Genomic DNA, 12,583 nt, shown 5'->3' with positions numbered 1-12,583 from the left:
GCCTATGCGCCGGGGCCGCTTCGACGAGAGCGACAGAAAAAATAAAGTGTCGCAACAGCCCAGGCGACGACGGTCCCCAAAAGCATGAAGTAGAGCGGATTAGCCGTGAGATCGACACCGGTCGGCGGCGAAATCAACAGGACAACGGAAGCGGCAGCGAATAACCCGACGCCTCCGCCTATTCCAAACACAAAGCTCGAATATGCTTCTCTGCTTCGGCTGGGATTGGTCTTTGCGGCGAGCATGCTGCCTATGCCGATAGCCACGGGTATGAACAAACTCGGCGTCAGCAAGACATCATGCGAAGTCAGCATAACGCCTGAGAGAGCGACCCCGAGTGGCAGATCTTCGGCGTCACGAACCAACGAGAAGGCGAACACGAGGAAGCCGAGTGGGACCAGCCAGCCGATATGGCCGAAAGCGATAGCAAAAAGGACAAAAGTGTTGTGAGGAACAAAGACATGAGCCTCCTCCAGCCCACGACCAAAAAAACCGCCTGTCCGGTATGCCAATAGGCCGCGTTCCAAAAACAGAGCGCGGGCGGAGATAGAATTTCTCTTACTTTCACCTGTCAGCCGTTCGCTGAGGGCCTGAATCCTGGCCGCGCCTGATGCAGACGGACTCGCTTTGGGAGGAGAGGCGACATCTCCTGGCAGGCTTTCCTCGGATAGAGCTGGGCCGCTTCTAGAAGACGCCAACTCAGGCGGTTCAATCGAAAGCGGGCTCGCGTCATTTGTTTGGGGAGGATGTCCTATCGGAGCCGCTGCCCGGGCGAGCGACGTGTCGACAGCTTCGCCTGCCTCACTAAGGTCCGTGTTTACGGACAACACTCCTGCGAAAGACTGGCTAATGGCAGCTCGAAAGTAGCGGTTAGTGGTCAGTGCTACGGAAGTTACCAATAGCAGCACAACAGCCACAGCGAGAGCCCGCATCCAAGCAGCGGTGTCGATCCGGAATCTTCGGGCAGCTCTGTAATATTGCCAGATGCCAACCGTACTTGGAAGGAAGACGGTGGCGACGGCGGCAAGAATGGTGGAGCGGGACAAGGTGATTGCAAGCGCCCCACCAACCAGGACGAGAAAACCAGGGCGCCATTCCTTGGGTACGGCGCGATAGCTCGCCGCGCCGCCGAGCAAGAGTCCCGCAGCGGCCACATTCGGGTTGACTGCTAACCCCGCAGCACGGCCAACCGTAGTGGTAAAGCCATGGGTGAAAAGCACATCCAGGAAGCAAGCGATAGCATTGAGGGCCGTAACCGAAGCGGACAGCCGCAGCACAATCGGTGGGGCAAACGCAAGCATCAGAGTGATTGCAGAGCCACCAAGAGCAAGAGTTGTCAAATAGCTCCTGTTGACGATCCCTATAGGGTGCAGAGCGATTGGTACCACCGCAATCGCGGCGCCGATTGCCAGCGGCAAAATAGCTTTGCGCACGTCACGTCGCGTCACTACCACTGCCAAAGAGACGATAAGTACAACGCCATAGAGCGCGTATAAGACCAACCTGAGATAGCCATCTCGCCCGGTGAACAATGGCAGGGAGAAAGGCATAAACCAGGCCTGATATACAACGACTGTGAAAGCGCAGAAGCCGGCCGAAAGGTTCACTAACTTCGTTTGCAGCGACGGGCCTAGTGAGCAATCCACATCTGCAACCCCGCTCATTCATTCCCCGTGAAGTAGAGCGCTTCATAGGCGTCGGCCATAGCCTCAATCGAATAGCGCTGGCGCATTATCCGCTGGCGAAACTCCTGTTCCGTTTTGCGCTTTGGCAGACGGTCTACTGTCTCCAGCAAACCTCGAGCGAGGTCAGTGGGAGCGCGAGGTTGTACCAAAACACATCCTGGCAGGCCTGAGATTGCCTCCGGATTTCCGCCTACGTCTGTAACCACTACCGGGAGGCCGGCCGCCAGTTTCTCCATCAAGGCATTGCAAAAGCCCTCCTCATGGGACGCGATCACGCCGACATCCATGCCTGCCAGTAAGCCCGGGATATCACTCTGAACTCCGAGGGCTTGCACGTTGCGCCCGATGCCGAGGCGTTCAGCCTGCTGCGCCAGAGCCGATCCGATTCCCCGGTCCTGCCCGGCCATAAAGAGTTTGATGTTCGGGCGCACTTTGCACGCAAGGGCAATCGCCTCGATCAGATCGTCATGACCTTTGTACGGTATCAAATTGGCGACAATGACGATGCCCACCTCATCTGGGCCGAGACCAAGTCGAGCCCGGGTCCCATTGCGACGATCGCCGATATTGTCGAACCGGCTAAAATCGAGGGCGTTTGCGACAATTTTGATGCGGTTGATGCTGTAGTTGTCCCGCGTCGCCGTGTCTGCCGCGACAGCAAGAGAGTTCGCAACCACGACATCGGAAAAACGGTTAGCGGACCGATCCATCCATTTGAGCCAAGGCCAGCGTTCCTGGTGGCTGCCGAGGCCACGCCGTGATGTGACGATAAGTGGTGCCAACGCTAACCGTCCGGCTATGGCGCCGAGGAAATTGGTCAGCGGCAGAAACGCATGGACCACGCTCGGTCGTGTCCAAGCCACCCGCCTGAAAACCCAGGTGGCCGCAGCCAGGAGGACCATCAACTCCTTCAAACCCGGCGACGTCCTTGAACCGGCGGCAGGGGAATTCGGTCGGTGGCGGCCGTAGAAAATTGGTACACCGGCGCGGGTCAGAGGTTCGGCCAGTATGTTGCCTACCGGCGTAAGCGCAAAAACCTCGACCCTCCATCCTCGGCGCGCCAACTCCTTGGCGAGGAGTACGAGTTGGCTCTCCGTGCCGCCAAGGTTTAGCGATCCGATCACAAAAAGTACGCCCTTACGACGACTCTTGGCGATGGCCGTCGAAGGAACGATAGCGGATGTCTTTGCTGGAGCATAATTCATCGAGACTCTACCGCCGCCGACTTCCGATTTAGCCGTCGCATGCCACAGGCATGGGTCTCAAGCAAGCGCAAAGCACTCCCTAAGCTCCACGATTGGGTGAACGGCCGAAGGCAAATATTTTCGGGGCAGAAACGAACGGTCCGCGCCCAAGCAGCCCGCCAGTCGCTAATAACACGCCGATGAGCAGCAATATGACCGGCGGAAGCCACTTCAGCCTTTCGAGAATTGTCTCGTAGGAACGGGCACTCTGAAAGCCTTCCGGCGTTCCAAGCCGATGCCAAGGTTGACCGTAGGCTCCATGCAAAAGAGGCAGCATATCTTCGTAGTCCGAATAGTAGGAATCGACTATCGACGGATCTTTTTCTACAAGAGCCAGAGGATAGGGTACTAGGACACCATAATCGGAATCGAGAACATTACCATCGACCTCGACGATCGTGTGCTGCTCAGCGCTATATATCGTCGCTGGGATTCCCTGTTCCGTAAGGATTGAATAGACAATCTTTGAGACTTGGGAGCAAAAGCCGTAACCGCGATCTAAGGCCTTTCGGGGTGTCAAAAACTCGTAATTTTGAAAGCTGTCATGGTATGCAGGAAGCCAACCGAGCAGCCAGATGACGTAGTTGTCGAAAACGCTGATCTTCGTATAGCGCGCGTCAGTATCCGTCCAGCGGTCCCCTTCCGTCCAGTAATGCACCACGCCACCCGCGACAGCCTTTGTTAGGCGCTCAAGATAGACCTGCCTGGGCTCATTCGGTCCGCGATAAAGGCCGTTCAAATCCCCTATCTTCTTCTCAAACCCAAGCGGTCCCTCAATGGCTTCAACGGGGGGTGTCGGATAGGCCTGGACGAGGCCGAGGGGATAAGCAGCGACAAAGAGCAGAAACACCGTCCCTAGCCCGATCAGGCAGAGACCCAAGGACTGGCAGAACCGATCGGCGCCCAAATGACGGCTCCTGCTTAGAATCGCCTTTTCCTCGCTGCTAGTAGTGCAGGGATATCACAATTGCACGTTCGAAGCTGCCCTGAATGGTCCAGCTTGTGGATGGCCTTTGACGATCTGAGGTCCGAAATTGTCAATTGGCGCCACTTGCGACTTGTTTCCTGGTGGCGCGCATGCGCAATGAACGTCAAGAATGCGGGCGATACCTTGGCATTGAGCGGAACCCAGACCCTAGACAGCACGACCGACGCGCTTCGGCGCTTGTGGGCGCAGCTATCGAGGCGGCGGCGCCGCCAGTTTTTCGGTCTTCTGGTTCTAATGTTCTTCGGCGCCATCGCTGAGGCCGCGACGCTCGGTGCCCTCTTGCCGTTTCTGGCCAAGATCACCGATCCCGATTCAATAGGTCAGTCATGGATCGGACGCCAATTGCAGAGCTTCGGTTCGGCCAGTTCGAGCGACAGCCTGCTGCCCTTGCTGTCGCTATTTTCGGTAGTGGTAGTGATCGCTGGGATTGTGCGGATCCTGCTCTCGCGAGCCACTCATGCTTTTGTCTTTTCGCTCGGGCACGAGCTCGCCGTGAGGGTTTACAAGCGCGCACTTTACCAACCCTACAGCTATCACTTATCGAATAGCTCCAGTTCGGTGCTGGCGACACTTCGCCAAGTCCACATTATCAACATGAACGTTCTCCTCCCGATCCTCCAAGCGGTCGGGGGAGCGATCATCAGCGTGTTCGTCGTTGCGGCGATGTTCGCGTTGAGCTCATTCATAACATTTGCGATCTTTGCCGGATTGGGTGTGGCCTATCTCGGCATGTCGCTCTTCATTCGCAAACATCTCAAAACGAATGCCCGCACGATAGAGCGAATGCAGGCGGAAGACATTCGGTCCGTGCAAGAGGGCTTGGGCGGCATTCGCGATGTCATCATCAATGACACTCAGCGCTACTTCCTTTCCCGTTTCGAAGAACTCGATAGGCATTTACAGCGCGCCTATTCGGGGAACGCTCTCGCGGCCGCTACTCCTCGATTCGCGATCGAAGCCACTGGGATGGTGATCATCGCCGCACTTGCTTACTTCCTGATCACAAGGACAAACAACGCCGGGCAGGTACTGCCGATGCTGGGAACGTTTGCCCTTGGCGCGCAGCGTCTAGTACCCCTTATGCAATTGATCTATGCAAACTGGGCGCTCGTGCTGGGCAATATCGCTGGCGTCGAAGCGGTTCTTAAGACGATCGAAGCGCCACTCCCAGCGGACGCACAGGCACCTCCGCCGAGGCGCTTGCCTTTCGATCAGGCAATTGTGCTGAAGGATTTATCGTTCTGCTACGCGCCCGATCAGCCGCCGGTTATCGAACGGTTCAATCTCACCATCGTGAAAGGTGCAAAGGTCGGGTTTGTAGGCAAGACAGGGAGCGGGAAGAGCACGACTGTCGATCTCGTTATGGGCCTGCTCGAGCCGACAAGCGGAGTGATCGAGATCGATGGGAAGCCCCTTGATGAAGGCACCAGACGTGCCTGGCAGAGGCAGATTGCCCATGTCCCCCAGAGTATCTTCCTTTCGGATGCTTCGATCGCCGAGAATATCGCGTTTGGCATCGACCCCGCCGGCATCGATCTTGAACGTGTTCGCAACGCAGCGCAGCAGGCTGCTTTGGCGGGCTTCATCGAAAACTTGCCCAAGGGCTATGAAACGCGGGTCGGCGAACGCGGCGTGCGATTGTCCGGCGGCCAGCGCCAACGAATAGGCATCGCGCGGGCATTCTATAAGCAGGCGAGTTTGCTCGTTTTTGACGAAGCAACAAGCGCGCTCGACAATGAGACCGAAGCAGCTGTCATGGAGGCAATCCGTGATTTGCCCGCTGATCTGACCGTGCTCATCATCGCGCATCGCCTCACGACGGTCGAAAATTGCGACGAGATCGTAACGATCGAAGACGGCCAGCCGCATATCGCCTAGTCTCCGTTCTCTTTACCCGGGAAGGATAAGAGCTTGTAGGCGGCCTCGCGGCATTCAGCGGAGTAGGACTTGTCGATGAATGAAAGCCCAATGGATCCGAATTGATATCGGTCCGACGCTGGCTTTTCTGCAGACGTCATCCGGCGGCCTGCTGCCCGACTTCGATGATTTCCATCATATGGGCAGTAACTTTCTGAATATCATAGCGCTGTTCGGCGATCGACCGACTGTTCCTGGCCATGCATACGGCCTCATCTGGGTTGTCGATCAGACGGATCATGGCCTCCGCCAGGGGGGTCGTGGCACCGACCGGCACCAACAGGCCGTTCACCCCGGGGACGACGGGCGCGCGACAGCCGGGCGCATCTGTCGTAATCACCGGGCGACCCATCGCCATTGCTTCCAGAACCGAGCGCGATGTGCCCTCGCGATAGGAGGGCAGTACGTAAATGCGCGAATCGGCGATGACCCGACGGACATCTTCTACAGCCCTGTGATAGCGGATCGTTCCGTCCGCGACGGCTGCCTCAACCTCCGAGACCGGAAATCCTGCGGGATTTGGATCCGTATCACCGACCAGGTCGAAGCGAGCCTCCGGCCGGACCGCCTTCACCAGTTTCGCGGCACCCAGGTATTCGGCAAGGCCTTTGTCGCGAAGCAGGCGGGCGATCATAAGAAATCGCGGCTGCTCCGGCAGTGGCACAACCCTAAAACGATCCAGGTCGACCCCTGAACCGTTGACGACACTGGCTGGGGTCCGCCCGAGGAGCCCCAGGCGACGGAAATCATCTCGATCGTCCTCGTTCTGGAAAGTTACCGTCGTGGCGCCGCGCAGGCTTGCGGCATAAAGAAGGCGGGCCGCAGCGTTGATGATCCGCCAGCGTAGCGATTTGTGGCGGTCCGTGAACGCATAGCCGAGGCCAGTGATAAGCGCGTGCCGACGCGGGACGCGTGCAATCAATGCTATGGGTATGCCATAGACGATTGGTTTGATTGCGCAGGTCAGCACGACTTGAGGTCTGAGTTCTCGTATTTTTCTGTAGAGACGCAGCGCCAGAATCGCATCGCCGAGCGGACCGACTGCCGCGCGCGCCATCGGCAGATGATGAAAACGGATGCCGTTTTCGGTCAACCAACGAACGGTCATCTCATCGAACGGCGCAGCGGCATGAACTTCGTAACCGGCAACGCGCAGCGCAAGGAGAAAATGTCCTCGAGTGGTTGCAAGGGACTTTGGCTCGCTCACAATGACGACGATAGGGTTCATGCGTTCAACATCTTAGGCTGATTGCAGCAGGCCAGCCGCCTCTTGTAAGGTCTCGGGTCCCGAAACCCAACCCTGCCGCATGTTATCCACAGTATCGGTCGGCCCGAGTGTTGAGCGGGGCAGGCATTGGCGGTGGACTTTTCTTTTGAGTGGAGACTGCCGCCTTCGCAACGACGCATCGTTGAATTAACCCACCGCCTGCCATACAAGCGCCTCGAGTCACAAGCGACCTGAGGAAATCCACGGATGTCCGAACGCATTGCTGTAATCGGCCTAGGCTATGTCGGCCTTCCAGTAGCCATCGCGTTTGGAAAGATCTTCCCGGCAACGATCGCCTTCGATATCAGCGAGCACCGTATCAACGAGCTGCGCGACGGCGTCGATCGTACGGGAGAGGTTGACGCCACAGCGCTCAAGGAATCGTCGATCGTACTTACGACCGACCGGGAGATGTTGAAAGGCGCTACTTTCTTCGTGGTTGCCGTGCCCACCCCTATCGACATCAACCGTGCCCCCGATCTTGCGCCTCTGAAGCTGGCATCCGAACTCGTCGGGGAAGTGGTCAGCAAAGGCGCGGTCGTCGTCTTCGAATCGACGGTCTATCCCGGCGTTACCGAAGAGTTTTGTGGACCCATCATCGAGCAGATTTCCGGTCTGCGGCATCCTCACGACTTCGCGCTTGGCTATTCACCTGAACGAGCCAACCCCGGCGATCGCGAACACTCGCTGCGACGAATCGTCAAAGTCGTCTCTGGCGAGAATACTGAAGCGCTGGAGCGTGTAGCGGGTGTTTACGGCCGTATCATCGATGCCGGTGTCTACAGAGCTCCGTCGATCAAGGTGGCCGAGGCCGCGAAAGTAATCGAAAATACGCAGCGCGATCTCAACATCGCGCTGATGAATGAGCTCGCAATGATCTTCGAGCGGCTTGATATTCGGACGCAGGACGTCCTTGATGCCGCGTCGACGAAATGGAACTTTCTTCCGTTCAAGCCAGGCTTCGTGGGCGGCCACTGCATAAGTGTCGATCCGTACTATCTGACTGCCAAGGCGGAAGCTGAGGGCTACCATCCGCAGATCATCCTCGCCGGCCGCCGCATCAATGACGGCATGGGAGCCTTCGTTGCTCAACAGGTCGTCAAACAGCTGATCCGTTCGGATGTGCCCGTGAAAGGAGCTTCCGTCGGCGTTCTCGGACTGACCTTCAAGGAGGACGTTCCGGATCTGCGCAACAGCCGCGTTTTCGACTTGGTCAGGGAACTGAGGCAGTTCGGAATTGCCCCCAAGGTCCACGATCCTTTTGCCGATGCCGAAACCGCTCGACGCGAATATGGTGAAACAATCTTGCCACTCGACGAGATAAACGATTTGCAGGCGCTTGTTCTGGCGGTTCCTCACAAGCATTATCTATCCAGGGAGAAATCCCGTATTTTTCAAATGATCAGGCCAGGTGGAACGCTGTTCGACGTCAAGTCGGCCATCAAGCCGAATGAAGTTCCTGGAGTGATAAAATATTGGAGCCTTTGATCTCAAGCTGATCACAACCTGGGAGTACAAATTGACATCGATCAGGCCGATTCTGATCACCGGCGCGGCTGGCTTCATAGGGTTTCACCTCTGCCAGAGGCTTCTCTCTGATGGCCGGCAGGTTGTCGGCCTCGATTCCATGAATGAATACTACGACATCAATCTGAAGCGAGCCCGGCTCGCTCGCTTGAAAGAATTTCCAAATTTTCGTTTCGATCAAATTGACCTAACCGACCGAGATGGCATTTCCGCGCTTCTTCTCTCGGTCACTCCGGAGATCGTGGTCAATCTCGCGGCCCAAGCCGGCGTTCGGTATTCGCTTACCAATCCGCACGCCTATGCGGAAAGCAATCTCACTGGCTTCCTCAATATCCTGGAGGGATGCCGGCATGCCTCAGTCGGCCATCTGGTCTATGCGTCCTCCAGTTCGATCTATGGCGGCAGCACGCGGATGCCGTTCTCCGTTCACGATCCAGCGGACCACCCGCTGAGCCTTTATGCCGCAAGCAAGAAAGCCAACGAGCTGATGGCGCATACCTACAGCCATCTTTTCGGCCTGCCGACAACAGGATTGCGCTTCTTCACTGTCTATGGTCCGTGGGGACGGCCAGACATGGCCCTGTTTATCTTCACCAAGGCCATTCTCGGTGGCGAACCGATCGACGTCTTCAACTTTGGCAACATGCAGCGAGATTTCACCTATATCGACGACATTGTTGAGGGCATTGCCCGCGTGATGCAGCAACCCGCAACAGCAAATCCGCAATGGAAAAGTGCGGCTCCCGACCCCGCGACCAGCAGCGCGCCTTTCAGGATCCATAATATCGGTGGGAATTCGCCCGTTCAGTTGAACCGGTTGATCGAGGTGCTGGAGGACGCACTCGGGCGGAAGGCAAACCGCAACCTCATGGCGCTCCAGCCGGGTGACGTTCCGGCGACGTTCGCCGATGTCAGCTCACTTGAAGAGGCGACCGGCTTCAAGCCGAAGATTCCGGTTGAAATCGGGGTTCCGCGTTTCGTGGAATGGTATCGGGAATTCTATCGCGTATGATCCGATTCCCTTGGTCTTTGAGAAAAGGACGACGGATGGGAAGGCAATGAACGCGCGCTATGATTTCGGCCGCAACTGGTCCGAGCTCGCCGCGCGCTTCGAGGACGAACACCTGGACCGGGCTTGCGAGGATCTTCGCCGCCTGGTGGGCGATCTCGACGGGAAGACATTTCTGGACATCGGCTGCGGATCGGGTTTGCATTCTGCGGCCGCCCTTCGCTTGGGAGCGGCGAAGGTTCGCGCGCTCGACTACGACATCCGTTGCGTCGAAACAACCAAAGCCGTTCTTTCCCGGTTTGCACCGGGAGCGGAATGGAATGTGGAGCGAGCCGATATCCTCGACAAAGCGTCCTTCCCGCCCGGGACGTTCGACATTGTCTACTCGTGGGGTGTCCTGCACCATACGGGCGATATGTGGACAGCGATCCGCAATGCGACAGGTCTCGTTGGCCCTGGCGGGCGATTGGGAATTGCGATCTACCTGAAGACGCCGCTGTGCGGGCTGTGGACGGTCGAAAAGAGGCTCTACTCCTCTCATCAGTGGCTGCGACCTCCGGTGAGGGCTCTTTTTGTCTGCGCCTATTTGTTGGCAAGAACGCTGCGGCACCGGGACGCGATCTCTTTCGTAAAGAACTATCGCCAACGCCGGGGCATGGAGTTTTTGGCGGATGTCGACGACTGGCTTGGCGGGTATCCCTATCAATCCACCTCCGCTACAGAGCTGGAGACGGCCGTGGAAGAGCTTGGGTTTCGCACGAAGCAGCGCCTGAACGTCACTCCAGGGCTCGGCCTTTTTGGCACCGGCTGCGGTCAATGGTGTTTCGTGCGAACGGATTAATAGGCGCCGGATTTGCCTCTATCTGATTTCTTATAGAGAACAAGACTCGGGCCAGGCCATCATGGGAGCAGCGACGCCGGATGTGCGGTATTGTCGGCATTGTGGGTGGAGCGGCCGCGACGAGCAGCGGCGCGTCCACTGTACGTCGCATGGCCGACATGATCCGGCACCGAGGGCCGGACGGCGACGGCGTCTGGACCGATGCTGAGGCGGGTGTCGCGCTTAGTCAACGACGGCTGGCAATCATAGATCTGTCATCGGCTGGCGCGCAGCCCATGACTTCGCACGGCGGCCGTTACGTCATCGTCTTCAACGGCGAAATCTATAATCACGGTGAGATGCGCAAGCTTCTCGATCGGCAATGTGGCGGTCATGCCTGGCGCGGGCATTCTGACACCGAGGTCTTTCTGGCTGCGATCGAGGAACTGGGGCTAAAACAAGCTCTTGAGTTGGCCACAGGCATGTTCGCGTTCGGCCTGTGGGACCGAAAAGAGAGAACCCTCCTTCTCGGGCGCGACCGCCTGGGAGAGAAGCCCCTGTATTATGGCCGCGTCGGCAAGGCCTTCGCCTTCGCTTCTGAGCCCAAGGCGTTTCATCCGCTTCCCGACTGGCGCCCGGCGATCGACCGGAATGCGCTGGCATTATTGATGCGCCATAACTACATTCCCGCGCCCTACAGCATCTATCAGGGTATCCGCAAATTAAGACCTGGCCACCTTCTCTTTCTTTCCGATCCTCTGCGCGAGCCACGCGTAGAGAGCTATTGGAGCGCGAGTGAGGTCGCGGAACAGGGCCGCCGTGAACCTTTTCAAGGAAGCCCACAGGAAGCCGTCGACGAAGTCGAGCGCCATCTTCGCCGCACACTCGAAGGGCAGATGATAGCCGACGTACCGCTTGGCGCCTTCCTCTCCGGCGGCATAGATTCTTCCGCAATCGTGGCGGTCATGCAGTCGATCAGTTCGCGGCCTGTGCGAACGTTCACGATCGGATTCGCCGAGGCCGGCTACAACGAAGCAGATCATGCCAAACATGTGGCGCGCCATCTCGGGACAGACCATACGGAACTATATTTGAGCGACCGGGACGCCCTCGACGTCGTGCCGCAATTGCCGGGCATCTATTGCGAGCCGTTTTCGGACTCCTCGCAAATCCCGACTTTCCTCGTCTCCAGGCTGGCGCGCGACAGTGTCACTGTTGCGCTGTCGGGCGACGGCGGAGATGAGTTGTTTTCCGGTTACACGCGCTACGCGCTCGCCGACGCGCTCTGGAACAAGCTTTCCCGCATCCCGATCGGCCTGCGTCGCGTGTCGGCCAGCCTGGCAACACTGCCGCCCCCCGGACTGTATGACAACGTCGCAGACGGGATCATGCCGCTCTTACCACGACGCCTTCGGCGCGAGCGAGTAGGCGACAAGATCCACAAGGCGGCTTCGGTCCTTTCGCTTCGGACCATGGACGACGTCTATCGTCGCCTCTGCTCGCACTGGGAGCCGTCCGAGATCATTCCCGAAGCGGTAGAGCCACCGACGATGCTGACGGGATTGGAAGCACTACCGGCATTACCGGGCAGCGTCGAGCGGATGATGTATCTCGACATGATGAGCTATCTGCCGGACGACATTCTGGTGAAAGTCGACCGCGCGGCAATGGCTGTCGGCCTCGAGACCCGCGTGCCGCTGCTCGACCATCGCCTGGTAAGCTTCGCGCTCTCATTACCGCTCACCATCCTGCGGGCCGAGAACAAGACGAAATGGCCGCTCAGGCAACTGCTGTACAGGCATATCTCTCGCGAACTCATCGAACGCCCCAAGATGGGCTTTGGCGTACCGATCGACGCCTGGCTGCGCGGTGCGCTGCGCCATTGGGCCGAGGCACTACTCGACGAGCGCCGGCTGCGGGAAGATGGCTTCTTCCGGCCGGAGGTGATCCGGCGCGCGTGGTCCGAACACCTTTCTGGACAGCGCAACAACCAGTATCCGCTCTGGGACGTACTGATGTTCCAATCATGGCGGGAAGCAAACCAGGGAGCCTCAACGGCTGTCGCGGCTTAACCTGGCGCGTGCCGACGATTTCAGTCAGGAGTGCCCGCCCCTTACAGCCGGTTG

9 protein-coding genes are annotated in these 12,583 nt (G+C 58.1%); 5 read left to right on the top strand and 4 right to left on the bottom strand.

The annotated features are described in order from the left end of the window. Nucleotides 1-2: 2 nt before the first annotated feature. The 3 genes from EN846_RS03915 to EN846_RS03905 all read right to left on the bottom strand — a co-directional run bounded on the left by EN846_RS03915 (nucleotide 3) and on the right by EN846_RS03905 (nucleotide 3,836). Nucleotides 3-1,664, bottom strand: a complete 1,662-nt coding sequence (locus EN846_RS03915; protein ID WP_135913801.1) for an O-antigen ligase family protein — start codon at nucleotides 1,662-1,664, stop codon at nucleotides 3-5. Beyond that, complete coding sequence (locus EN846_RS03910) at nucleotides 1,661-2,890, bottom strand: glycosyltransferase (RefSeq protein WP_127310183.1); 1,230 nt, start codon at nucleotides 2,888-2,890, stop codon at nucleotides 1,661-1,663. Before EN846_RS03910 ends, EN846_RS03915 begins: the two co-directional genes overlap by 4 nt. Nucleotides 2,891-2,969: 79 nt before the next feature. Then, nucleotides 2,970-3,836 carry a hypothetical protein gene (locus EN846_RS03905; protein WP_127310184.1) on the bottom strand — a complete coding sequence of 289 codons (867 nt, stop codon included), beginning with the start codon at nucleotides 3,834-3,836 and terminating at the stop codon, nucleotides 2,970-2,972. Between the two features lie 177 nt (nucleotides 3,837-4,013). Between EN846_RS03905 and EN846_RS03900 the strand changes: the two genes are divergently transcribed. Further along, complete coding sequence (locus EN846_RS03900; protein ID WP_245478255.1) at nucleotides 4,014-5,795, top strand: ABC transporter ATP-binding protein; 1,782 nt, start codon at nucleotides 4,014-4,016, stop codon at nucleotides 5,793-5,795. Between the two features lie 136 nt (nucleotides 5,796-5,931). Here the strand turns inward: EN846_RS03900 and EN846_RS03895 are convergent, their stop codons facing one another. Beyond that, on the bottom strand, nucleotides 5,932-7,062 hold the full coding sequence (locus tag EN846_RS03895; RefSeq protein WP_127391895.1) for a glycosyltransferase family 4 protein: 1,131 nt from the start codon (nucleotides 7,060-7,062) through the stop codon (nucleotides 5,932-5,934). Nucleotides 7,063-7,308: 246 nt separating this feature from the next. Between EN846_RS03895 and EN846_RS03890 the strand changes: the two genes are divergently transcribed. The 4 genes from EN846_RS03890 to asnB all read left to right on the top strand — a co-directional run bounded on the left by EN846_RS03890 (nucleotide 7,309) and on the right by asnB (nucleotide 12,529). Then, a complete protein-coding gene (locus tag EN846_RS03890; RefSeq protein ID WP_127310186.1) occupies nucleotides 7,309-8,589 on the top strand; it encodes a nucleotide sugar dehydrogenase in 1,281 nt (426 codons plus the stop codon). A 31-nt stretch (nucleotides 8,590-8,620) separates the two neighbouring features. Further along, complete coding sequence (locus EN846_RS03885; protein ID WP_281015704.1) at nucleotides 8,621-9,640, top strand: NAD-dependent epimerase; 1,020 nt, start codon at nucleotides 8,621-8,623, stop codon at nucleotides 9,638-9,640. Nucleotides 9,641-9,686: 46 nt separating this feature from the next. Further along, entirely contained in the window at nucleotides 9,687-10,478 is a 792-nt protein-coding gene (locus EN846_RS03880; protein WP_187331236.1) for a class I SAM-dependent methyltransferase, read from the top strand. A gap of 80 nt (nucleotides 10,479-10,558) precedes the next feature. Then, entirely contained in the window at nucleotides 10,559-12,529 is a 1,971-nt protein-coding gene (gene asnB / locus EN846_RS03875) for an asparagine synthase (glutamine-hydrolyzing) (RefSeq protein WP_127310188.1), read from the top strand. Nucleotides 12,530-12,583 lie beyond the last annotated feature (54 nt).

The sequence above is a fragment of the Mesorhizobium sp. M4B.F.Ca.ET.203.01.1.1 genome, from assembly GCF_004791025.1.
GTDB classification, from domain to species: Bacteria; Pseudomonadota; Alphaproteobacteria; order Rhizobiales; family Rhizobiaceae; genus Mesorhizobium; species Mesorhizobium abyssinicae.
Note: the sequence above shows the minus strand (reverse complement) of the source record. Positions and strands in the feature narration are given on the sequence as shown.

Excerpts from the sequence above, each read along its gene's own strand:
- EN846_RS03915 (WP_135913801.1), bottom strand. The coding sequence starts at position 1,664 with ATGAGCGGGGTTGCAGATGTGGATTGCTCACTAGGCCCGTCGCTGCAA.
- EN846_RS03910 (WP_127310183.1), bottom strand. The coding sequence starts at position 2,890 with ATGAATTATGCTCCAGCAAAGACATCCGCTATCGTTCCTTCGACGGCC.
- EN846_RS03900 (WP_245478255.1), top strand. The coding sequence starts at position 4,014 with ATGAACGTCAAGAATGCGGGCGATACCTTGGCATTGAGCGGAACCCAG.
- EN846_RS03895 (WP_127391895.1), bottom strand. The coding sequence starts at position 7,062 with ATGAACCCTATCGTCGTCATTGTGAGCGAGCCAAAGTCCCTTGCAACC.
- EN846_RS03890 (WP_127310186.1), top strand. The coding sequence starts at position 7,309 with ATGTCCGAACGCATTGCTGTAATCGGCCTAGGCTATGTCGGCCTTCCA.
- EN846_RS03880 (WP_187331236.1), top strand. The coding sequence starts at position 9,687 with ATGAACGCGCGCTATGATTTCGGCCGCAACTGGTCCGAGCTCGCCGCG.
- asnB (WP_127310188.1), top strand. The coding sequence starts at position 10,559 with ATGTGCGGTATTGTCGGCATTGTGGGTGGAGCGGCCGCGACGAGCAGC.